This window comes from Zavarzinia marina (assembly GCF_021568905.1).
Lineage (GTDB): Bacteria > Pseudomonadota > Alphaproteobacteria > Zavarziniales > Zavarziniaceae > Zavarzinia > Zavarzinia marina.
The window spans coordinates 14,411-36,717 of the sequence record NZ_JAKGSB010000002.1 but is presented as its reverse complement, the minus strand read 5'-3'; the positions used below and the strand labels follow the sequence as shown (position 1 = coordinate 36,717).

The following is a 22,307-nucleotide window of genomic DNA, read 5'->3' as shown; positions in this document are numbered from 1 at the left end:
CATGACGGCGCCGGAAAAGACCGTGACCCCGGCCGCGGGCGGGCCGATCCGGGTCATGGTGGTCGATGATTCCGCGGTCATCCGGGGCCTCGTGTCGCGCTGGATCGGCGCCGAGCCCGACATGGAGGTGGTGGCGACGGCACCGAACGGCGCCCAGGCCCTGCGTCAGGCCGAGAAGACCCAGCCGGAGGTCGTCGTTCTCGACATCGAGATGCCCGAAATGGACGGGCTGACGGCCCTGCCCGAGATCCTGCGCGTGGCGCGCGGCGTCCGTGTGCTCATGTCCTCGACCCTGACCCGCGCGGGGGCGGAGGTCAGCATCAAGGCCCTGACCCTCGGCGCCGCCGACTATCTGACCAAGCCGAGTTCGACCCGCGAGAGCGGCGCCGTCGACGCCTTCCGCACCGAACTGCTGCAGAAGGCGCGCGCCCTGGGCGCGGCGCGGCGGCGGACCCAGGCGATTCGCCAGGCCACCGCGGCGAGCATCCGCGCGGGCGCCGGCGCCCCGGCGCCGGCCGCGACCAATGCCGTGCCCGGACGCGAGATCCGCCTGCGCCGCAGCGTGCCGATCCGCCCGCAGATCCTCGCCATCGGCAGCTCGACAGGCGGGCCGCAGGCGGTTGCCGCCATGCTCGGTCCGATCGCGGCGCGCCTCGGCGTGCCGATCCTCGTCACCCAGCACATGCCCGCGACCTTCACCGCGATCTTCGCCGACCACCTGGGCAAGACCACCGGCGTCGAGACCGCCGAGGGTATCGACGGGGAGGCGGTCCGCGCCGGTCGCATCTATGTCGCGCCCGGCAACCGCCACATGATCGTGGCGCGCGACGGCGACCGCCGGGTGCTGCGCCTGACCGACGACCCGCCCGAGAATTTCTGCCGCCCGGCGGTCGATCCCATGCTGCGTTCCGTCGCCGCCGTCTATGGCGCCGCCTCGCTGGTGGTGATTCTGACCGGCATGGGCCACGACGGCCTCGCCGGCAGCCGTGCCGTGGTCGAGGCGGGCGGCCGCATCATCGCCCAGGACGAGGCGAGCAGCGTCGTCTGGGGCATGCCCGGCGCCGTGGCGACCGCGGGCATCTGCAGCGCCATCCTGCCGCTCGGCGAGATCGGCGCCCGCGTCGAGGCCTTCGTCCGGGGCCCGCTTCTGGCGGGGGGGCTGCAATGAGCCCGCAGGATTTCCAGTTTCTCAGCGACCTGTTGAAGGCCAAGTCCGGCCTCGTGCTGACCTCGGACAAGGGCTATCTGGTCGAATCGCGGCTGCTGCCGATCGCGCGGAAGCGCGGTCTCGGCTCCCTCGACGGGCTGATCGCGGCGCTCAGGGGGCGCGACATGGCGCTCACCAGCGAGGTGGTCGAGGCGATGACGACCAACGAGTCGTTCTTCTTCCGCGACAACACGCCGTTCGACACGTTCAAGGCCCATGTCCTGCCGCATCTCCTGGCGACGCGGGCCACGTCCAAGCGCATCCGAATCTGGTCCGCCGCCGCCTCGACCGGGCAGGAGCCCTATTCGCTGGCCATGATCCTGGCGGAGCAGAAGGCGGCGCTGGCCGGCTGGCGGGTCGAGATTCTGGGCACCGATATCTCGTCCGAGGTACTGACGCGGGCCCGCGCCGGCCTCTACACCCAGTTCGAGGTCCAGCGCGGCCTGCCCATTCAGCTTCTGGTCAAATACTTCAAGAAGGAAGGCGAGCAGTGGCGCATCGCGCCCGAGATCCGGGCCATGGTGCAGTACCGCGAATTCAACCTGCTCGACAATTTCGCCGCGCTCGGGCGATTCGACGTCGTCTTCTGCCGCAACGTGCTGATCTATTTCGACCAGCCGACCAAGGCCAAGGTGCTGGACCGCCTGGCCCAGGGCATGGCGGACGACGGCATGCTGTTCCTCGGCGCGGCCGAGACCGTGCTCGGCCTCTCCAACCGCTTCCGCCCGGTGAAGGATCGCCGTGGCCTCTACGAGGTGGCGCCCCCCCCATAGGACGTGGTTGTCCGGACCCGCGCCTGTCGCCAGACTGCCGAAAACCGGAAGGGAGAGGGCGACATGACGGGCGAGATTCGCGAGATTTCGATCGAACTGGGGCCGGAAACCGTCTCGGCCTTGGAATTCCTTCCGGCGGGCGGTGGTGCCGGTGCGCCCCTCGCCCTCTGCCTGCACGGCTTTCCCGACGACAATCGGACCTTCGACGGCCTGGGCGCCGACCTGGCGGCGGCGGGCTTTCGCGCCATCGCCCCCCTGATGCCGGGCTATGAGCCGTCCTCGATCCAGGCGAATGGCGACTACACGATCGCGGGCGTGGCCGACGTCCTGGGCCGTCTGATGGAGAAGCTGGCGGACGGCGGCGCCGTGCATCTGATCGGGCACGATTGGGGGGCCGTCATGGGCCATGTCGTCGCCGCCGACCGGCCGGACCTCCTGGCCAGCTGGACCGCCATCGCGATCCCGCCGACCGGCCGGCTGACGGCGATCGCGGCCCGCGCCCCCTGGCTGGCGCTGCCGTTCTGGTACATCGGCGTCTTTCAGGCACGCGGCGTCGCCGACTGGCTGGTGGCGCGGGACGACTGGGCCTTCATCGACCTCCTGTGGCGGCGCTGGTCGCCGAAATGGACGCCGCCCGACGGCATGCTGGATCATGTGAAGCAGACCCTGGCGCGGCCCGGCGTGAAGAAGGCCGCGCTCGGCTACTACCGCTGTCTCGCCTCGCCCTTCACCGGGCGCTTCAAGGAAGGGGTGCGCCGCGCCTCGCGCCGGATCGAGAAGCCGAGCCTGATCCTGGCCGGCACGCGCGACGGCTGCTTCTCGGTCGATGCCTTCCGCATCGGCATAAGGGCGGAGGACTACCCGGGCGGCGTCGCCCTCGAGATCATCGAGGATGCGGGCCATTTCCTACACCTCGAGAAGCCCGAGGTGGTCAATCCGCTGATCGTCGCGCACCTGCGCCGTGCCGCCGCCTCAGCGGCCCAGGCGGTCGCCTAGACCATAGGCGGCATAGGCCGCGCGCAGATAGGTCTGGCGCAGCGCGGACAGGGGAAAGCGCGGCAGCGGCCGGCTGATCGCCGCCGGCAGATCGACCGGCAGGCCGGCCAGCCGCGCCCCCATCATGGCCCCGCCCAGGCTGCCCATGGCGAGGCCGTTGCCGTGGAACCCCAGCAGATAATGGACGCTGCCGTCCTCCACGGTGCCGAGATGGGGCAGGCGGTCGAAGGTGATGTCGGTCAGGCCGCGCCAGAAGTAGTCGACCCCGACCCCGGCGAAGGCGGGGAACATCCGCGCCAGATCGCCTTCCAGGCGCGCCTTCATGGCGGGTTCCGCCCCCGGCGCCGCCGAAATGCCGCCGCGCGCCCCGAACAGCAGCCGCCCGTCCGGCAGCAGGCGGAAGTAGTGCAGCAGGCGCCGGCTGTCGGCGCACATGGTCCGGCTGGTGAAGCCCTGGGCAATGCGCGCGGCCCTGTCGATCGGTTTCGTGACGATGATGTTCGACAGCACGGGCAGCAGGCGGCCGGCGAAGGCGGGCGAGAGATCCTCGCGGGTGAAGCCGGCGGTCGCCACCGCCACCCGATCCGCGAGGACTTCGCCCCCCGGCGTGACCAGGCGGTGTCGCGCGCCTTCCCGCGTCCAGGCGGTCACCGGGCTTTCGCCATGCACCGGCACCCCCGCCGCCAGCACCGCCCGTGCCAGGCCGTGAAGATACTTCAGCGGGTGCAGGGGAAAGCCGTGGGGCACCATCAGGCCGGGCCGGTTCTCCCCGGTGACGAGGCCGAACTCGCGCAGGTCCGCCCGCGACATCATCAGGGCATCCACCCGGAACACGTCGCGCATCATTTCCGCTTCGGCCTCGAGGCGGGCCCTGGCATGGCGATGATGGGCGAAGATCAGCTCGCCCGGCGGGCCCTTGTCGCAGGCGATGGCGTGTTCCGCGATGACGTCGCGGACATGGTCGATCGCCGCCGCCTGGAGGTTGAAGAAGCGCCGGGCCTCGGCCAGGCCGAACTGCCGGATGATCTGTTGCCAGGACCGTTTCGACGATCCGAGGCAGCAGAAGCCGCCGTTCCGTCCGGATGCGCCCCAGCCGAGGGGGGCCGCGTCGACGACCACGGCGGAGACGCCGGCCCGCGCCAGGGCGAGGGCGGCATTGAGGCCGGTGACGCCGGCGCCGATGACCGCGACTTCAGCCTGCACGGTACCCTTCAGCGGTGGCGCGTCGGGTCCCTTGCCGGCGGAGGCGGCCCACCAGCTGGGAACCGTCCGGCCATAGTCGTGGATCGACGGGTGGTGCAGGGAACGGACCATGACCGCGGTCAGCGCGGGGAAATGCCGGTGCCGTCGCCGATGGCGCTGAAACCGGCCCAGAACAGAGGGTGCGACCAGTCCGCCGGCAGGCCCTTGCCGGCACCGTCGATCACGGCGACCTGGGCCCGTTGCAGGGCCGCCGCACCGCCGACTTCGGCCACGCTGCCGTCGAACAGGCCGACCATCAGATTGGCGGTGGAGGTATCGGGCACCTGCCAGTGGGAGACGACGAGGCGCCGGGCCCCGGCATAGAAGAAGGCCCGCGCCAGCCCCGACAGGGCTTCGCCGCCGCTCTTGCCGTCGGTGCCGCCGGTGTTGCAGGCGGACAGCACGACGAGATCGGCGTCGAGATGCAGGTTCAGGATGTCGCTCAGCTTGAGGAGGGCGCTGTCGGCATCCTCGCCGGGGGCGGGCGTGACCAGCAGCGCCGGCTCGGCGAAGCAGCGGATCTCGCTGGCGAGAACGGCATGGGTGGCGAAATAGACGATGCGGTAATCCGACAGGTCCCGACCGGTCACCGCCGGCTTGGTGAAATCCTCGCCCAGCACCAGCTGGCTCTGTCCGGTCCCGACGAGGCCGGCGACCCGGCGCAATTCGCCGGCGGTATTCGGCAGGGCGCCGAGCGCGCCGAGCACCCGGCGGTCGCGGGCGCAATCGTCGGGCAGGGTCGAGAACAGGGCTTCGAGATCGCGCGGCGGGCGATAGTCGCCGAAGCCGACCAGGGCCTCGGTTCCGCCGGAAGTCGTCCCCAGGCTCCGCAGGTCGGCGAAGGCGCGAACCGAGGGCACCATGGCCAGTGCCTGATGGCGTACCATCCAGTCGACGTCGGCATAGGTCCGGGCGCCGGGCCCGACCTCGCCCGCGACCAGCAGCGCGAAGGGGATGGAGGCGAGCGGGCCGTTGGCCGTGGTCACCAGGCTGGTCACATCGGCGAGGTCTTCCGCCACCGGCCCGAAGAGCGCCTGATAGAGCTGATGCGAGAGATCGACCGGGAAGCGCGGCAGGCCCTTGCGGCCGGGCGTGATGCCCCGGCGCAGGTTCAGGACGACATCGCCGAGGGCGCGGTCGCCGGCATCGATGCGCCAGCTGCGCAGGCGGTCGGCCATGACCAGAAAGCCATAGGTCGCGGTCTCGGAACTGGCGAAGGCGACCAGCGCCTCTCCGGGCTTCATCTGGCCCTGCAGGTCTTTCGCCTCGACCGGCGTCGCCAGGAGCTGGCGATAGCCGGTGGAGGCGGCCTGGAGGGTGGCGTCCAGCGTCTGGCCCTCGGTCTCGGCCTCGGCCAGTTCGCCGCGCAGTGCCGTCACGGCCTGGACGTCGCGGATCTCGGCCGGCACCGCAAGAAGGCTGTTCATCCGGGCGACGATGGCATAGCGCCTGCGCTCGTTCTCCTGCTGGGCGCGGATCAGGGCGCCGACCTCCTGATCGCCGGCGGCGAGGCGCGCGGTCGCGAGGCTGACGGTGCGGCTGGTGATGCCCGAGCGCATGAGCTGCATCGCCTGGAACATTTCGACACGCAGGGCGTCGGCCTGCTCCGGCACCGCCTCGGCGACGGCACTGGCGACGTCGAGGAAGCCGATCAATTCGCGCGGGCGGATCTCGGCGCCCCGCGCATCGAGAATGGCGAAGCCGGCGCGATAGGCATCGAGCGCGGCCCCGGTCCGCCCCGCGGCATGGAGATATTGCCCGAGCGCCAGATCGGCGAAGCCTTCGGGGGCGGCCCCCGGCAGGGCGTCGCGCCACAGCACCACGGCATCGCCCTGGATGGCGGCGGCACTCCCGGTCTCGCCCCGGGCGGCGGCGATCATGGCGCGCGTCTCCAGGAATTGCGGCAGCCACCAGGGCGGCGCGGCGCGGAAGGCGCGCACGGTGGCCAGCGCCTCGTCCGCCTTCTGCTCCGCCCCTTCCGGATCGCCGAGGCGGAGCCGCAGGGCGGCCTCGGTGTGCAGGCTCTGCGCCAGTTCGATCGCCTGGATCGAATCGGAACCGCCGCCGGCGCCGAGCAGGTCGCCGGTGCCGGTGCCTTCCATCAGATTGCCGGCGACCAGCGCGCCGCCGCCCTCGGATTCGATGATGGCGCGGCGCGCCGCCGTCGCCCGCTCGGCCATGGCGAGGGCATCGGTCAGGCGGTCCTGATTGGCGGCGTCGATGGCGCGATAGGAATAGAGACGGGGCAGGTCGCCGGCATTCACGCTGAGCGCGGCCAGACGCTCCGCCTCGTCGAACAGGGGAGCGGCTTCCTCGAAGCGGCCCTGGTTCGACAGTTCGAGGGCGACATGCATCAGCGGATCGGCGCTGCCCGGATCGTCCTGGCCGACGGCGTTGGCCTGCGCGATCAGGGCGCGGCGGTAGTGATCCTCGGCCGCCGCGAAATTCTGTACCGTGTCCTGATATTGCGCGCCGGCGATGGCGTTGAAATAGGCGTCCAGCGTATCGGCACCGGTGAGGTCGCGGCCGGTCGCCGCGCGGATCAGGGCGACGGCGCGGGATTCGACCGTTTCCGCGCCGAGCCCGCCCCGGCCGATCGAGGCCTGCACGACCCGTTCCACGACGGGCAGGGCGGCCGGGATGGTATCGGCCAGGAACATGCGGTCCTCGGTCGCGATCGCCAGGGCCACCATCGGGAAGCCGCCGTTCAGCAGGCGGCATTCGGCGATCAGGCCCGAAAGCCCGCCGGCGAAGCCGGTGGGACGGGGCGCATCGCAGCGCATCCGGCTGTCGATCGTGGCGCGCCACGCCGCATCGGCCATGGCGGTGGCGGCATCGCCGCTTCCCGGCCGCTCGATCACGCGCGCCGACGGCTGTTCCCAGCTGCCGCACCGCACGGTCGTCAGGCGATCGCCGCCGCCGGCCGGCTGGAGGGTGGCGCTGCATGCCTCGCCCACCAGATTGCCGCCGGCCTCGCGCGGGACGCCGATGCCGGTGTCGATGACGGCGCAGCCGCCAAGGCCGAGAGCGGCCGCCAGCAGGACGGCGTTGAGGGACGACGGCCGGATCATGGCAGATCTCCCCCGGCGCCCGGGAAACTCAGGTCGAGGCGCCAAAGCCCGTCCTTGCCCGTGTTCGAGAAGGTGAAGCGGGGATCGTCGATGAAATCGAAGGTCCGCGCGAAGAGGAGGTTCGGCGGTGACAGCCGCTCGTCCCCGCCGGCCGGCGGCGGCAGGGGCAGGCCCGCCGTCAGCGTGCCTTCGAGATCGGGCAGGAAGAAATCGTCGCCGCCACCGTTGCCGCAGTCGGTCGCCATCACGCAGCCGTTGAACAGATAGGTCTCGACGATTTCGGGGCGGATCACCTCGCCCGCGGCGGCTTCGCCGGCGATGCCGCCGATGGTGCCGCCCATGTCGGCGCTGCCCATGGTGCCGAGAACCTTCAGGCTGTCGAAGGCGACGTCGCCCGCGGTGATGCCGGCGGAACCGGCGTTGAGGATCACATCGAAACCGTGGACCGGGCCGTCGAGCAGGATGTCGCCGGAAGCCAGGGCATAGGCCGAGTCGTGGCTGTCGGTCGTATCGATCGTCACCGCCGGCGCCGTGAGCCTGAGCTCGCCGATGGTGGTGAAAGCGCCGCCATGGGTGGCGTATTCCGAGCCGGAGAGGACGATCACCGGCGCGGAATAGACTTGCGGGCCAAAGGTGATGGCCGACGGCGGATCGATGGCGGTGCCGGCGGTCAGTCTGAAGCCGAGCAGGGGCGAGGCCATGCCGACCTCGCCGAGCACGTCGAGACGGTCGCCCGCGATCAGGTCCAATTCGCCGCTCAGGATGCCGTCGCCGGAAGTGCCGTCGACCGTTGAGGTCATCTTCAGATTGCCGGCCGCATCGAGGGTGACGGGGCCGGTCACGGTCGCCGGGCCATGGATCAGGATGTTGCCCTCGGTGCTGGTCATGGCCCCGGTGCCGAGGATGATTTCGCCGCCGAAATACCGCTGGTCGCCGGTGGTTCTGAAGGTGTCGCGCGTCATCACGCGGTCGCGCGCCTCGACCTCGATCGAGGAGAGCGGGCCGATGACGGTGCCGATCGCGCCGAGCAGACGGGCATCGCCACCGGTGGAGCGCACGACGAGGTGATAGTCCCCGGTCGAGGCCGCGTCGATGATGCCCGAGAAGGTCACGTCGCCGCCGGCCTCGAAGCCATAGGTGCCCTCTTCCGCCAGGATCATGTTGGCGCCGAAACGCATGAAGCCCCCGGCCTCGTACTGCGTGCCGAAGGGGACCATGGTGGCGGCATCGACCCGCAGGTCGCCCGCGACCTTGGTGTCGCCCAGGCTGACGACGCCCCCGGGCGCGGCGATGTCGAGATCCTGGAGCGGGCTGATCGCGCCGATCGGCCCGATGGCGATCACGGAGCCGGTCTCGTTGTTGAGGACCAGGGAGGCCCGGCCCTCGCCTTCCGCGTTGTCGATGGTGCCGTCGAACAGGATGCTGCTCACGGCCGAAATCGTGGTGTCGCCGGCCAGTTCGAGATCGCCGAGGAAGCCGAAGACGCCGCCGCTGTCGAAAATGCCGTGGATCGTGCCGCCGCCCGTCGCGTCGTAGCCCTGATCGAGCAGGGTGGTGGCGCCGGCGAGCGAGATGCGGTCGCCCGCCTCGAGAACAAGGGCGGTGATCGGGTTGTCGCCGCCCACCCTGTCCTTGATGGCGATGGAACCGAAGGCGTCCACGTCGAGCGCAGTCGAGGGAGCTTCCGCCTCGGCGTCGATCGTGCCGGCGAAGAGGACGTCGCCGCCCGCGTCGATCTCGACGTCGGTGCACAGCAGCGTGGCGCCGATCACTTCGAAGAAGGCGCCGATGTCGTAGCGATCGCCCCTCAGATGGGTGAGCGGCGCCGTCAGGCTGGCGAAGCCGTTCACGACGACCGAGCCGACGTCGATGGTCGTCGCCGCGCTGATGACGAGATCGTCGAGCGGTTCGGAAAGGCCGATGTCGCCCCCGACATCGACCGCGCCGTGATCGCTGGTGACGACGAGGGAGGTCCCGCTGGGTTCCAGGGCGAAGGCGGCGAAGGCGCCGGCCGACTCGCCGAAATCGAAGAAGCCCGCGTTCACGTTGCCGGTGATGTCGATGTCGGCCGAGGCCCGCAGCGTGGTCGGGCCGAAGACGACGACGTCGCCGTCCAGCCGGATGCCGCCGCCGGTCGAGACGATGTTGCCGTCGGTGGTGATGGTTTCGGCCGCGGCGCGCAGGTCGCCGCCGACGGTCACGCCGCCCGCGAGATCGATCTCGTTCCCGCTCGAGATGTCGAGATCGCCGCCGGTTTCCAGCGCGGCGCCGCCGTCCATGCGGACGCTGCCGCCGTCGCCCGCTTCGAGCACCAGATTGCCGGCGGCCTTCACCGTGGCGCCGCCCGACGCGCCGCCGATCCGGATACTGCCGTCGCCGCCCAGCGGATCGGTGCCGCCGAGGGTGGCGACGCCCGCGCCGGTGCGCAGGGCGATGGTCTCGAAGGCCGAAAGCGCCGCCAGGTCGAACTGGTCGATACCGGCGTTCGACGAATCCTCCCCGTCGCGGGCCACGATCTCCAGGTCGCCGCCATCGAAGGCGGGCAGGAAGCTGGCGGTCGCGCCGTCGCCCGCGCCGATGGTGGCGAGGGGATCGAAGACAAAGGCGAATTCGCCCTGGCCCTGCAGGTTCAGGGCGGTGCCGGCCTCGACCGTCGCGCGTTCCGAAATCAGGACGCCGCCGAGCCCGCCGAACATATTGACCGTCTCGCCCGACAGCAGGACCGTATCCTGGTCGCTGGCGACGGGGATCAGCGCGATGCCGAAATGGGCGTTCCCCAGTTCGGACTCGGGGATGCCGCAATTGGACACCGTCATGCAACCGTGCAGATCGATCGTGTTGGCCTTCACGCCGCCCGAGAAGAAGACGATGGCCTTGCCCGCGTTGGCTTCCAGGGTGAAATCGCCGGTGACGTCCAGCGAGCCCTGCCAGACGATGCCGCCGACCGCGTTCAGGGTCAGTTTGGCGCTGCCGTCGCCGCCGATGGCGAAGGCCTCGGGATTGCCCAGGAAGGCGATGCTGCCGGTTTCGATCACCGCATCTTCCGCATTGGGGAAGAGCGCGTCGATCACCGTCTGATTGATGGCGCCCTCGCCCGCAATGCCGTCGCCGGTCGCGCCGGTGTTGATGGTGACGTCGGTTCCGGTCGCCAGCACCGAGACGATGGAAGCGGTCTGGATGAAGTTGAGGGCGGAAACCGGATCGAAGGGATTGGAGGTCAGCGGCGGCGCTTCGCCGTCGCCGATCACGACGTCCGCCGGGTCGATCAGCCATTCGCCGGCCTGGCCGGCGCTTGCGCTCGCGTCGATGGAGAAATCGCCGAAACTCAGCGCCGACGCGGAGGAGGTTTCGATCAGGCCGCCGTCGCCGCCCTCGGCGCCACCCCGGGCGACGGCGTCGGCGCCGAAGAAGGTGCTGGCGTCGGACCAGACGACGATCAGGCCGCCGTCGCCGTTTTCGGTCGCCGAGGCATCGAGCGTGGCACCTTCGGCGACCGCGGTCTTTCTGGCGTGCGGAGTGGTGCCGCCGCCCTTCAGGTCGCCACCGACCTTGATGGTGCCGCCGCCCGTCTCGCCGCTGGCATCCAGCCTCGCGCCGGCCTCGATACCGACGGTGTCGCCCGTCACCTCGATGGCGCCGCCCCTGGTGCCCGAAACGTCGAGCGTGCCGCTGACCGATGTCTCGCCCGCGCCGCCCGAGAGCACGATCACGCCGCCCTCGGACGAGACCGAGGACGCGGTGACGACGCCGGTCATGTCGATCGCCTTGTCGACCACGGAGGCGGCCTGGCCGGCGCTGAGCACCACGGTGCCGCCCTCGGCCGCGATCGTGCCGGCGTTGGTGACCTGGGCGGTGCCGCCGTCGCGGTTCACCGGCTGGCCGGTGTCGAAGCTGATCAGGCCGTCGCCCGCCAGATCGACGGTGAAGGTCTCGGCCGAGCCGAGGGCGACGGTGCCGAGACGCGCCGCGATCACGCCGTGGTTCTCGACCGTCGGCCCGACCAGGGCGGCGATGCCCTTGTCGGCGACGGTGATGGCGCCTTCGTTGGCGATCACCGCGCCCGGATTGCCGGTCGGCCGGTCGAAATGGCCGCTGCCGGCCATGAAGGCGCCGTCGTCGATGTCGGTCGTGGTGGCGACGAGACCGCCGACGTCCACCACGGCATCGGCGCCGACCAGGACGCCGTTGCGGTTGACCAGGAAGACGTTGCCGTTGGCGGTCACCCGTCCGTTGATGACCGAGGCATTGTCGCCGGTCACCCGGTTCAGGGTGACGGACGAGGCGCTGGGCTGGACGAAGCGCGTCGTCTCGCCCGCGTCGACCGAGAAGTCCTGCCATTCGATGACGGCGCGGTCGCTGCCCTGGCGGACGGTGACCGTGCCGGGCCTGGTGGCGATGGTGGCGCTGCCGCCGGTGACGGTGCCGCCGGTCGGATTGGCCAGCGCCGCGTTCCAGAGGCCCTGGGCGGCGAGAAGGGCAAGCGCGCTGGTCGCCAGCTTCAGGCCGCGGCGCGTGTTCGGATGGGCGAGACCCCTCATGATGCGTCCCCGATCAGAAACTGCCGACGAAGCGGAAGAAGACCCCGGGGCGGCGCGGATCCTCGCCCCGGTCGGCGCGGTCGCGGGTCAGGGGCTTCGCCACTTCCACTTCGGCCCGCGCGACATCGGCGACGAAGAGGCGGATGCCGCCGCCGGCCGAGGTGAGGGCGGCCGATTCGGGCTCGCCCGGCCCGTCGTCCCAGACCTTGCCGACGTCGTAGAAGCCGTAGAGCTGGAACGGCAGATGGAAGCGCCCGCCCTCGACCGCCTCGTCGAGGACGCTGGTGTATTGCAGTTCCAGCGAGCCGGCGAGGGCGCTGTCGCCGCTGATCTCGCCCGAGGTGAAGCCCCGGCCGAGGCGGAAGCCGCCCAGGCGGAATTCCTCGTCCGCCAGCAGGGGCCCGTCGCTGACCTGGCCGGCGGCCAGCATCTGGAGGTCGACGGTGCCGTCGCCGAGGGTGAACAGGCGCTGCAGGCGGCCGATCTCCAGCGTCGCCTTGACGAAGGTGCCGTCGGCACCGGCACGCGACAAATTGGCGTCGCCCGCCTCGGAGGCGCCGAAGGCGTCGAGACCGACATGCAGGCCGAATTCGACGTCGGATATGCCGTTCAGACTGTCGCGATATTCACCGTTCAGGCCGAGGCGCAGCACCCGCAGGTGATCCTCGACGATGCGCACGCCCAGACTCTCGTCGTCCTCGTCCGTCCAGTCGAAGGCGATGTCGGTGGTGAGCGACAGGCGCCGGCCCCGCAGCAGCGGATAGGAGAGGGAGAGGCCATAGCGCTCCGCCACCGTCTCCAGCGCCAGGGGCGCGAGCTGGTCGCCCGGATTGCCCGGCGCGCGGCTGGCATAGGCGCGAAGGCGCAGGCCGTCGGGCGACAGCGTGCCCTGGGCCGAAAGCTGGAACAATTGCTGGCGGGTGCTGAACAGTGACGAATAGCCGACGAATTCGAGCCGTTCGGCAAGCCCGGTGAAACTGTTGGCGCCGACGCCGAGGGCGGCGGACCAGGGGCCGAGGAATTCGGGGCTGCGGTTGTCGACCGAGAAGAAGCCGTCAACCTTCTTGCGCACGACCTCGATGGTCAGGATGCTGGCGCCCCGTTCCCCGGCGGCCGGGCTGAGGGTGCCGCGCGCGACGAGGCCGGGCAGGTCGTTGATCAGCAGGAGCTGGCGCTCGATGGTGTCGAGTCGGGTCGGGCCCGGCGTCTCGACGATGCGGTCGGCCATCGACTGCACGAGCCCCAGGGCACCGCCGGCCTCGCCGACCACGGCGACCGACTTCACGAAGCCTTCGACCACCAGCAGCTTGACCCTGCCGTTCTCGATCCGCTGGGCGGGAACGACGACGCGGGTCAGGAAATAGCCGTCGGCGCGGTAATAGGTCTCGATCGCGGCGGCGATGGCGAAGACGTCGGCCAGGGAGACGTCGGTGCCGATGCGATCGGCGAAGAAGGCGGCGATCGTATCGGCATCATAGGCGCCGACCCCCTCGACCGCGACTTCGGTCAGGGTGAAGTGATAGCTCTCGGCGCCGGCGGGCGGCGTGCCGGCGGGCGCGGTCACCAGGTCGATGGCGGGGGCGGCCGGCGCCAGGGCCGGCGACAGGACCTCGGGCGAAACCGTCGGGCGCGCCGCATCGGGCACGGTCTGGGCCGTCGCCGCCACGGGAAGGGCCAGGGCGATCGCCAGCATGGACATGCCGAACCACGGCCGGCCCGGGCCGGCATCGGAATGGCAACGCGACACTTCGGCCTTGCGGCCCACTACGCTTCTCGTCATCAGCCCCCCTCGGCGACGGGACCCGGCGTCGTCGGGATTTCGCGTCATGCACGTCGGCCCCGGGGGCTTCGCGCTCGAAGCCGGCTGGACATGCCCCCCGGCATCGACCATCGACTTCATTTCCCCCCGGAATCCGAAACGAAGGGACATTAGCACAATGATTTCGCCGGTCGCCCTCAGAAATCCGGCATGGCGGTCACGCGCCGGTGAAAGCGGCCCCGCAGGGTCTCGAAGGTGGCCGCGTCCAGGCCGCCGATGCCGGCGGATGAGATCGACGCGGGGGCATAGCCGATGTAGGCCTGCATTTCGTTGATCATCAGGGTCTCGTTCCCCGTGTCGTAGTCGAGCGCGCCGAGAAAACCGCGAACCGCGTCGCGTTCGGCCGCCGACATGAATTCCCGCCAGAAGCGGTCGCATTGGGCGCGGTAGAAGACGCGGGTGAAGAATTCGCCGTGGGCCAGCTCGTGACGCAGGACGAAGCGCCGAAGGTCGGCTTCGGCGTCGCCGCCCTCGCCGGTCGCGGCCAGCGACACCACGGCCTGGGCCGAGGCGCCGGGCACGAAACCGTCGGCCGTCGACTGGAGGACGGCATGGCGATAGAGAAGGCGCAGCAGGTCGTGCTCCGCCTCGGACAGGCCGGCGGCCGGGGCCAGATTGAAGAAGCGCGCCAGGGCCGACGCCTCGTAGTCGTGGCCGAGGTAGAAGGTTTCGAAACTCTGGCCCGCGTCGGCGATGGCCCGGCGCAATTCGTCATGCGACAGCACGCGGTCGCGCGGCATTTCCCGCTTCTCGATCAGCGCGGCGATCCGGTTCATCGCCGCCGCCTGGGCGGCGAGGCTGGGAAAGTCGAGCACCAGCACCCGTGGATTATGGGCGGCGCGATAGAGCGTGAGGCGGTCGGGCGGATGGTCGGCGATCGTCGCCAGATCGGCCCGCGGCAGGGCGGCGGTGGCCACGGCACCGTCGGTGGGCGGGGCGATTCGATCCGGCCTCAGGAAGGGCACAGCACCGAGGGCGAGACAGGCGGCCGCGATCATGGCCACCAGCGCCAGGCGCCAGGTCTGCCGGGGGGTGGGGGACGAGTTGCTGGAAGAAGCCATGTCCCCCTTCTACCGCGTTTCCCGCCCCTTGTGCCCGGCGCTGTCTGGATTATGGTCTCCGCCCCATGGATCCCTTGCCCATCGATGCCGTTCTGCCCGCGCTCGCCGCCGCTCTCGACGGCGGGACGGCGGCCGTTCTGGAGGCGCCGACCGGCGCCGGCAAGACCACCGGCGTGCCCTTGGCGCTGCGCGACCGGCCCTGGATCGCGGGCGGGCGCATCATCATGCTCGAACCGCGCCGGCTGGCGGCGCGCGCCGCCGCCGGGCGCATGGCGGCCCTCCTGGGCGAGGCGGTGGGCGAGACCGTCGGCTATCGCGTGCGTTTCGACAGCCGCATCGGTCCCGGGACGCGGATCGAGGTCGTCACGGACGGTCTCTTCACCCGCATGATCGTCGACGATCCGGGGCTGGAGGGGGTCGCCGCCGTGATCTTCGACGAATTCCACGAGCGCAGCCTCGACGCCGATCTCGGGCTTGCCCTGGCGCTCGAGGCGCAGGAGGCACTGCGCCCCGACCTGCGCCTGCTGGTCATGTCCGCGACCCTCGACGGGGAACGGGTCGCGGGCCTTCTCGGCGGGGCGCCCGTCGTCCGCTCCGAGGGGCGGGCGTTTCCGGTCGCCGTCGCCTATGCCGAACGGCGCGACGATGATCCGGTCGAGGCGCGCATGGCCCGCGCGATCCGCCGGGCCCTGACCGATCACGGGGGCGACATCCTCGCCTTCCTGCCCGGCCGGGCCGAGATCGAGCGGGTGGCGGTCCGCCTCGAGGAAGGCGGCCTGCCGCCGGGCGTGGCGCTGCACCGGCTGCACGGCGATCTCGACCTCGCGACCCAGGACCGGGCCCTGGCGCCGGCGCCGGCCGGCGGGCGGAAGGTGGTGCTGTCGACCAATATCGCCGAGACCAGCTTGACCATCGAAGGCGTGGCCGTCGTGATCGACAGCGGTCTCGAACGGGTCGCGGCCTTCGATCCCGGCACCGGCATGGGCCGGCTGGTCACGGGCACGATCTCGGCCGCCTCCGCCGAACAGCGCCGGGGCCGGGCCGGGCGCCTCGGGCCCGGGACCTGCATCCGCCTCTGGACCGAGGCGGAACAGCGCGCCCTGCCGGCCCATGCGCCCCCTCGGATCCAGCGCGCCGACATGGCGCCGGTCGCCCTCGACCTCGCGCTCTGGGGCGTCGCCGATCCCGGGCAATTGCGCCTCCTGGATGCGCCGAACGCGGGCGCCTTCGCCCAGGCGCGCGGCCTGCTGGCCGATCTCGGCGCCCTGGACGGGGCCGGGCGGATCACGGACCACGGGCGCGCGCTCGCCCGCCTCGGCGCCCATCCGCGCCTCGGCCATCTGATGATCGAGGGGCGGCGCCTGGGCCTCGGCGCCATGGCCACCCGCGTGGCCGCCCTGATCGAGGGGCGCGACCCGGTGAAGCGCCAGCCCGGCCGGCGCGACGCCGATCTGGCACTTCGCCTCGACGCACTGGCGGGCGACGGCGGCGGCATCGACCGCGCCCAGGCCCGCCAGATCGCTCAGGCCGCGCGGCAATGGGCCCGACGCCTCAAGATTGCCGAGGCGCCGGACGACCGTGCCCGCCTCGGCGAACTCGTGGCGCTCGCCTATCCCGAGCGGGTGGCGCGGCGCCGGCCCGGCGGCGGCGGTGTCTATCTGATGGCATCCGGCCAGGGCGCCCGCCTCGACCCGGCCGAGCCGCTGGCGGGCCGGGAATGGCTGGCGATCGCCAGCCTCGACGGCCAGCGCCGGGACGGCAGGGTCTTCCTGGCCGCCGGTCTCGACGAAACCGAGGTCGCGACCCTGTTCGGCGAGCGCATGACGGTCGAGGAACGCGTCGATTTCGATCCCGACAGCGGCCAGGTCCGCGCAAGGCGGCGGCGCCTCTTGGGCGCGATCACGGTCGAGGATGCGGTCTGGCCCGATCCGCCCCGCGCGCGGGTGACGGCGGCCCTCCTGCAGGCGGTCCGCGACGGCGGCATGGCGCTGCTGGGCCTGTCGCCGGCGGCGCGGGCGCTTCGGGCGCGGGTCGCCTTCCTGCGCGGGGTGGAGGGCGAGGGCTGGCCCGACTGGTCGGACGGCGCCCTGCTCGACGGGCTGGCGGAGTGGCTCGGGCCCTATGTCGAGGGGATCTCGCGCCTCGACGGGCTGCGCCGGCTGGATTTCCACGAGATCCTGGCGGCCGCTCTCGACTGGCCGCGGCGCCAGGCCCTGGACCGGCTGGCGCCGAGCCATCTAAGCGTGCCCTCCGGCAATCGCCACGCCCTCGACTATGGCGACGGCCGGGCGCCGGTCCTCGCGGTGAAGCTTCAGGAAATGTTCGGCGCGCGCGAAACCCCGTCCGTTGCGGGGGGGCGGGTGCCGGTCACCCTGCATCTTCTGTCCCCGGCCGGGCGCCCGGTGCAGGTCACGAGCGATCTGGCGGGGTTCTGGGATCGCGGCTACCGCGACGTGCGCGCCGACCTGCGCGGGCGCTATCCCAAACACCCCTGGCCGGAGGATCCGACCACCGCCCCGGCGACGGCGAAGACCAAGCGCCACCTGCCGCCGGGCACGACCTGAGCGCCGACGGCGGCGATCAGTCGTCGGTCAGATTGGTGGTGTAGGACTTCGCGTCCGGGCCGGTGTCGACCTCGATGAACTGGCGGGTGCGGAAGCCGCGCCGTTCGCAATTGATCTTGCTGCGGATCGTGAAGATCGAATCCTTGGTGCAGAAATCCGACGCGCCCGGCCAACTGCTGCCGTCCGGATGTTCGGCATAGACATAGACGTAGCGCACCTTCAGCGGGCCTTCGATCGGCGTGGCGCAATCGCCCGGCTCGATGTTCCACCACCCTTCGGAAGTCCAGACGCCGTTCTCGACACCGTCGTTGCTGCGGTCGTCGTAATAGCCGACGGCGACGGAGGTGGTCTTGGACGTCTTGTTGCAGACCTGATACTCGGCCAGGGCGGGCGCCGAAAAGGCGACGGTGGCGATGCCCATTCCGAGGGCGGCGGCGGCGATGGAACGGATTTTCATGCCGCTTCTTCTCCCTGAATATTGATCCCGACGGCTGGAGGATGCCGCCGTCCCCCCTGGCCCGCAATGATGTGGACCACAGTGTCGCCCCCGATTTCGCCGGGCGGGACGCCTGCCGGCCCCCGCCGGCACCCGCAAACTATTGATGGCGGTGCTTGAACGTCAAGCACGGGCGGATATCACAGGCGCGCGTCGGGCTGCTATGATCCCGCCCGGCGGCGCGGGGGCCGCCTTTCGGATTTCGACGTCGGGGGAGGACGACATTTGAGCGCGGCATCGTGGAAGACGGGAATCGCCATGCTGGCGGCGGCGGTCCTGGCGGGCGCGCCGGGCAGCACCCTGGCGCAGGGAAGCCTGCTCGGCGGGCTGGCGGGGAAATCGGGCAGGGAGCCCGCGGAGGCGCCGCCGCCCGAGCCGGCGCCGACTCCGGCACCGGCACCTGCGCCTGCGCCTGCACCGGCGGCGGGCGGCTTCACCGGGGTCTGGCAGGGCACCTATACCTGCGCCCAGGGCGTGACCGGCCTGACCCTGACCTTCGCGGCGCCGGCGGCCGGGGAGGTCACGGCCGAGGTTTCCTTCTATGCCGTCGCCAGCAATCCGGGCGTGCCGTCCGGGCGCTTCCAGGTGGTGGGTATCCAGCCGGCGCAGGGCGACCGCCGGCTGGCAATGGTTCCACTCGGCTGGATCGAGCGGCCGCCGGGCTATGCCATGATCGGCTTCGATCTCGAACTGTCGGACGACGAGCTGGCGATGCGCGCCAGCCTGAGCGGGGCGCCGGACTGCACCAAGGCGCTGATGGCGCGCAATCCCTGACGGTCGTCGGCCCCTGACGGTTGTCGGCTCCTGACGGTTGTCTGCCTGTCAGAGCCGAAGCGTTCAGCGCAGGCGGGCGGCCTCGCCGGCGAAGGCGCGGGCCGAGACGGCGACGTCCAGGCCCTCGATCGCATCCGTGTTCACCTCGGCCGATTCGATGCCGATGATCTGCCAGCGCCCGTCCAGAAACACCAGGTCGGGACCGCCCGAATCGCCGTGGACCGTGCCGCAGACATGGCCGAAGGTATTGTCGTCCCAGGCCTCGATCACGCCGCAGCCGGCCCTGATGGTGACCCGGTCGCCCTTTTCCTGGCCGTAGCCGACCTGGACGAAACCGCGTGCGCCGCCGATCAGGCGCTTGTACTGGCCGCGATCGAAGACCGCGATGTCGACGATCCCGGTCAGCCGCGAAATATCCTGATCCAGTTCCAGCAGGGCCCAGTCCAGGCCGTCGATCTCGATCGTCTTCTTGAACCGGCCCGGGCTGAAGCCCGGCGGCAGATAGGCTTCCACCACCTTGGCGGTGGCGAGCGTGCTGTCTTCCGAATGGCCGGCCAGGAACCGCTTCGGCAGCCGCACCCGGCCGAAGGAGTTGAAGACGCAATGGGCGGCGGTCAGCACCAGCTTGGGCCCGACCATGGTGCCGGTGCAGAAGCCGCCCTCGGTGTCGACCACGCCGATCGCGGCGAGCGGCAGCGGCGGCAGGGTCTTCAGGGCTTCCAGCGCCTCGGGCGAGGGTTTGTAGCGCGGGTCCACCGTGCCGGGCAGCGGCGCGGCATCGCCCGGATATTTGCGTAGCGGGGCCGAATCGGCGCGAAGGCCGCCGCCCGGGGCGAGGATGGCGAAGGCCGCGAGAAACAGAAACAACGGTAGATTTAGGTGACGCTTCATGGTGCCCGGTCCGGATGTGCGTGGCGCCAGCAGACCATGGTCCGGCGCGCCGTGTCTATTATGTCGCTCCCCCTGGGTCTAGGATAGACGGCCTGGACCGAAGGACCGGAAAGGGCGCGGCACCTCGCCGCCGCGCCGGGAGTGACTGGCATGACCGATCCTGTCGAGGCCGCCGTCGCGGCCGCCAATCGAAATTTCTACGCGGCGTTCAGGGCGCGCGACGTCGCCGCCATGCTGTCGCTCTGGGTGTTGCGGGGGCCCGTCTCCTGCGTCCATCCGGGCTGGCCGCCCATGACCGAACGCCGCCAGATCTTGAAGTCCTGGGCCGAAATCCTGTCCAATCCGGGCAGTCCGCGCGTCTCCTGCGGGGCGGAGACGGTGCAGGTGCTCGGTCCCGGCATCGCCACCGTGCTGGCGGTCGAGGTGATCGGCGGCCAGGCCCTGGCGGCGACCAACGTCTTCCTGCTGGAAGACGGCCATTGGCGGATCGCCCACCATCAGGCCGGCCCCATGGCGGGCCATTTCGATCCCGACGAGGAAGACCCGGAGGAGGAAGACGATCCGATGGACGACGATCTCCCCGACGATGATGCGGGATCCGGCGGCACCGTCATTCACTGAGGGCGGCTCGGCGCGGCCGGATCACCAGGCGCCGGGTGAACAGGCGGCGCACCGTCTCGATCCGAAGCGGCACCTGGATGTCGGCGCCGGCCGGCCAGCCCGCGATCTGGTCGGTGGCGGTGGTGCTGCCGATCCAGCCGTCCTGGCCGCCCAGCAGGCGGAACCAATTGGCATCGGGATCGCCGAGGTCGGAGACATGGCGCGCGGCGACGCCGAAGCCGACGTCGTGGCGCCCGGTGACGAGGCCCTGCGCGCTTTTCGCGACCGTATCGTTGGCGCCGCCGGCAAGAGCGCGCGGTGCCCTGAAATGCCGGCCGATCCGAGGCAGGGCGGCGAGGGGATGCCTGGGCGCGACGGCATGGACGGCACCCCAGCGGGCATCGGCCGGCATCGCCTTCGCCGCCTTGGCCAGCGCCCAGGCCAGGGCGCGTTCCAGATCGGGCGCGGGCAGGGCGGCGAGATCGCGGAAGATCAGGGTGCGGCTGTGGCGGATCGCGTCGTATTCGGCGAGCGGGCGTTTCGCCAGCACCCGGCCGACGAGCCGGGCCAGGGTGAATTCATAGGCGGTGGCACCCAGGGATTCGCTGTCGTAGCGACCGTCCCAGGCGGCGATGCGCCCGATCAGGGCTGCCGTCGCGGCGGGCTTCGGTCCGGGCCCCAGGCGGGACAGCAGGAAATCCCGGCCCGCCAGGGCGGGGGCATGGAAGACGTCGGCCTGGATGGCGCGCAGACCGGCGATGTCGAGCGGCGCCGCCCGGCCGAGCAGGTCGCCAAGGCGCAGTGCCCGATCGTCCGGCGGGAAGAACAGGCCGATGGCCGGGCCTTCCGCCGGCGGCGCCTCGTTGGCGGAGACGACGAAGCCGGTGTCGGGCATGAAGACCCGGGGCAGGTCCGCGGCGGTCGCCGGCCGCAGGGGATCCCAGGCCGCCGCGGCCGGCAGGACCAGATCGTCGGGCCGGCGGGCGCGGCCGCGCGGGACATGGGCGGCGCGGAGCTGGCCGACGCGGCCCCCGGTGTCGGCGAAGACGAAGTTGAGGCCCGGCACGGCGAAACCGTCGAGGGCGGCGCGGAAACCGTCCCAGTCGCGGGCGCGGGCGACGGCGAGCAGGGCGCCGGTCTCGTCGCTCGGCGCGTGGCCCATCCAGCGCATGGCGACGGGGGCGGGGTGGGGCCGGACGCCCTCGTCGTTCACGATCGGGCCGAGGGGGCATTCGCGCCAGCGCAGAACGGCGGGTTTCGCGCCGCGCACCGCGACGGTTGCCGTCGCCTCGGTCATGGGCAGGCCGCGGGCGTCGAAGACGTCGGTGGTGCGGGCATAGAGGTTGGTGCTGCCCCAGGCGATGTCCATGTTGCGCCCGACCGGCATGAAGGGCACGCCCGGCATCATCAGGCCGGTGGCGCGGGTGCGCGGCCCATGCAGCCCGACGACGAGGCAGAGGTTGGGCAGCATCAGGTCGAGATGGGGATCGCTGGCGATCAGGGCCGAACCCGATGCGCTGCGCGCGCCCGAAACCGCGAAGGCATTGCTGCCCCGGACGCCGCCGGGGGCGGGGGCGCCCGCATCCAGCAGCCGCTGCCAGAGATCGTGCCATTCGGGCGCCGCCAGCCGGTCGCGGGCGCGGAGCAGAAGTTCGGTCGCCTTCAGGGACCAGTCGGCCGACATCGCCCGGACATGGGTCAGGAAATCGCGGAGGCCCCAGGCCTCGCGCCCGATGCCGAGCATGCGGAGATCCGGCGGCAATTCGGGGCCATGGGTCAGATAATGATTGTAGCCGGCGAGGAACCCCTCGATCCACTGGCGGCTGTCGGGCGAGAGGCCGGCGGCGATGGCATCGACCGCCCGGTCATAGCCGTGGCGGCGCGTGCGCAGATCCATCGAGAGACCGAGGGGGCCGACGATCTCCGCCGCCCGGCCGGTCGCCAGGCGGCGGATCAATTCGATCTGGCCGAGGCGGAGATGGGCATGGACGAGGCCGACGCCGACCGCGAGATCGCCCTCGTCCGCCGTCTCGATCACGGGGATCTGGTGTTCGTTCCAATGGATGGCGACCGGCGCCGACAGTGGCGCGTCGGCGACGAACATGGCGAGGCGGCGGTCGAGGTCCGGGGCTTCGGGCCGGGGCGACGCGATGGCGCGGAGCGCGATGCCGGCCGCCACCCCAATGCCCCTGATCCTGCCCATCGAAACCTCACGCCGCACAGGTCCTCAGGCTAGCACGGCGCGCGCCGGAAGGGGAACCGGGGGCAGGGGAAT

The 22,307-nt window shown here is 71.3% G+C and carries 14 protein-coding genes; 6 read left to right on the top strand and 8 right to left on the bottom strand.

Features of this window, described 5'->3' with window-relative positions; all coding sequences use genetic code 11:
- The first annotated feature begins 1 nt into the window (after window position 1).
- From L2U69_RS05980 to L2U69_RS05970, 3 genes are all read left to right on the top strand, one after another.
- A complete protein-coding gene (locus L2U69_RS05980) occupies window positions 2–1,168 on the top strand; it encodes a protein-glutamate methylesterase/protein-glutamine glutaminase (RefSeq protein WP_236105869.1) in 1,167 nt (388 codons plus the stop codon).
- Window positions 1,165–1,980 (top strand): CheR family methyltransferase, encoded by an 816-nt coding sequence (locus L2U69_RS05975; RefSeq protein ID WP_236105866.1) that lies wholly within the window; start codon window positions 1,165–1,167, stop codon window positions 1,978–1,980. Before L2U69_RS05980 ends, L2U69_RS05975 begins: the two co-directional genes overlap by 4 nt.
- Before the next feature lie 63 nt (window positions 1,981–2,043).
- The gene (locus L2U69_RS05970; protein WP_236105863.1) at window positions 2,044–2,976 is read left to right on the top strand and encodes an alpha/beta fold hydrolase; all 933 of its coding nucleotides are present in this window, start codon (window positions 2,044–2,046) and stop codon (window positions 2,974–2,976) included.
- Here L2U69_RS05970 and L2U69_RS05965 read toward each other — a convergent pair.
- The 5 genes from L2U69_RS05965 to L2U69_RS05945 all read right to left on the bottom strand — a co-directional run bounded on the left by L2U69_RS05965 (window position 2,953) and on the right by L2U69_RS05945 (window position 14,707).
- Window positions 2,953–4,290: an NAD(P)/FAD-dependent oxidoreductase gene (locus L2U69_RS05965; RefSeq protein WP_236105860.1), complete on the bottom strand. Its 1,338-nt coding sequence runs from the start codon at window positions 4,288–4,290 to the stop codon at window positions 2,953–2,955. The two genes, L2U69_RS05970 and L2U69_RS05965, sit on opposite strands and share 24 nt — an antisense overlap.
- A gap of 8 nt (window positions 4,291–4,298) precedes the next feature.
- Window positions 4,299–7,289: a CHAT domain-containing protein gene (locus L2U69_RS05960; RefSeq protein WP_236105858.1), complete on the bottom strand. Its 2,991-nt coding sequence runs from the start codon at window positions 7,287–7,289 to the stop codon at window positions 4,299–4,301.
- Window positions 7,286–11,827, bottom strand: a complete 4,542-nt coding sequence (locus L2U69_RS05955) for a two-partner secretion domain-containing protein (protein WP_236105856.1) — start codon at window positions 11,825–11,827, stop codon at window positions 7,286–7,288. Before L2U69_RS05955 ends, L2U69_RS05960 begins: the two co-directional genes overlap by 4 nt.
- A 13-nt stretch (window positions 11,828–11,840) precedes the next feature.
- Complete coding sequence (locus tag L2U69_RS05950) at window positions 11,841–13,607, bottom strand: ShlB/FhaC/HecB family hemolysin secretion/activation protein (protein ID WP_236105854.1); 1,767 nt, start codon at window positions 13,605–13,607, stop codon at window positions 11,841–11,843.
- Window positions 13,608–13,783: 176 nt separating this feature from the next.
- Complete coding sequence (locus tag L2U69_RS05945) at window positions 13,784–14,707, bottom strand: hypothetical protein (protein ID WP_236105852.1); 924 nt, start codon at window positions 14,705–14,707, stop codon at window positions 13,784–13,786.
- A gap of 65 nt (window positions 14,708–14,772) precedes the next feature.
- Here L2U69_RS05945 and hrpB point away from each other — a divergent pair, with 65 nt between their 5' ends.
- Window positions 14,773–17,271 carry an ATP-dependent helicase HrpB gene (gene hrpB, locus L2U69_RS05940; RefSeq protein WP_236105849.1) on the top strand — a complete coding sequence of 833 codons (2,499 nt, stop codon included), beginning with the start codon at window positions 14,773–14,775 and terminating at the stop codon, window positions 17,269–17,271.
- A 16-nt stretch (window positions 17,272–17,287) separates the two neighbouring features.
- Here hrpB and L2U69_RS05935 read toward each other — a convergent pair whose 3' ends face one another.
- Window positions 17,288–17,728 carry a DUF1036 domain-containing protein gene (locus tag L2U69_RS05935; protein ID WP_236105846.1) on the bottom strand — a complete coding sequence of 147 codons (441 nt, stop codon included), beginning with the start codon at window positions 17,726–17,728 and terminating at the stop codon, window positions 17,288–17,290.
- 264 nt (window positions 17,729–17,992) lie between these two features.
- On the opposite strand from L2U69_RS05935, the gene L2U69_RS05930 reads away from it, so the two are divergent.
- Window positions 17,993–18,541 (top strand): hypothetical protein, encoded by a 549-nt coding sequence (locus L2U69_RS05930; protein WP_236105844.1) that lies wholly within the window; start codon window positions 17,993–17,995, stop codon window positions 18,539–18,541.
- Window positions 18,542–18,604: 63 nt separating this feature from the next.
- On the opposite strand, the gene L2U69_RS05925 is transcribed toward L2U69_RS05930, so the two are convergent.
- Window positions 18,605–19,408, bottom strand: a complete 804-nt coding sequence (locus tag L2U69_RS05925; RefSeq protein ID WP_236105841.1) for a trypsin-like serine peptidase — start codon at window positions 19,406–19,408, stop codon at window positions 18,605–18,607.
- A gap of 174 nt (window positions 19,409–19,582) precedes the next feature.
- Here L2U69_RS05925 and L2U69_RS05920 point away from each other — a divergent pair, with 174 nt between their 5' ends.
- Window positions 19,583–20,053 (top strand): nuclear transport factor 2 family protein, encoded by a 471-nt coding sequence (locus L2U69_RS05920; protein WP_236105839.1) that lies wholly within the window; start codon window positions 19,583–19,585, stop codon window positions 20,051–20,053.
- On the opposite strand, the gene L2U69_RS05915 is transcribed toward L2U69_RS05920, so the two are convergent.
- Complete coding sequence (locus L2U69_RS05915) at window positions 20,043–22,235, bottom strand: penicillin acylase family protein (RefSeq protein ID WP_236105838.1); 2,193 nt, start codon at window positions 22,233–22,235, stop codon at window positions 20,043–20,045. The genes L2U69_RS05920 and L2U69_RS05915 overlap by 11 nt on opposite strands.
- Window positions 22,236–22,307 lie beyond the last annotated feature (72 nt).

Excerpts from the sequence above, each read along its gene's own strand:
- L2U69_RS05980 (WP_236105869.1), top strand. The coding sequence starts at position 2 with ATGACGGCGCCGGAAAAGACCGTGACCCCGGCCGCGGGCGGGCCGATC.
- L2U69_RS05955 (WP_236105856.1), bottom strand. The coding sequence starts at position 11,827 with ATGAGGGGTCTCGCCCATCCGAACACGCGCCGCGGCCTGAAGCTGGCG.
- L2U69_RS05950 (WP_236105854.1), bottom strand. The coding sequence starts at position 13,607 with ATGACGAGAAGCGTAGTGGGCCGCAAGGCCGAAGTGTCGCGTTGCCAT.
- hrpB (WP_236105849.1), top strand. The coding sequence starts at position 14,773 with ATGGATCCCTTGCCCATCGATGCCGTTCTGCCCGCGCTCGCCGCCGCT.
- L2U69_RS05970 (WP_236105863.1), top strand. The coding sequence starts at position 2,044 with ATGACGGGCGAGATTCGCGAGATTTCGATCGAACTGGGGCCGGAAACC.
- L2U69_RS05975 (WP_236105866.1), top strand. The coding sequence starts at position 1,165 with ATGAGCCCGCAGGATTTCCAGTTTCTCAGCGACCTGTTGAAGGCCAAG.
- L2U69_RS05945 (WP_236105852.1), bottom strand. The coding sequence starts at position 14,707 with ATGGCTTCTTCCAGCAACTCGTCCCCCACCCCCCGGCAGACCTGGCGC.
- L2U69_RS05920 (WP_236105839.1), top strand. The coding sequence starts at position 19,583 with ATGACCGATCCTGTCGAGGCCGCCGTCGCGGCCGCCAATCGAAATTTC.
- L2U69_RS05965 (WP_236105860.1), bottom strand. The coding sequence starts at position 4,290 with ATGGTCCGTTCCCTGCACCACCCGTCGATCCACGACTATGGCCGGACG.
- L2U69_RS05960 (WP_236105858.1), bottom strand. The coding sequence starts at position 7,289 with ATGATCCGGCCGTCGTCCCTCAACGCCGTCCTGCTGGCGGCCGCTCTC.
- L2U69_RS05935 (WP_236105846.1), bottom strand. The coding sequence starts at position 17,728 with ATGAAAATCCGTTCCATCGCCGCCGCCGCCCTCGGAATGGGCATCGCC.
- L2U69_RS05915 (WP_236105838.1), bottom strand. The coding sequence starts at position 22,235 with ATGGGCAGGATCAGGGGCATTGGGGTGGCGGCCGGCATCGCGCTCCGC.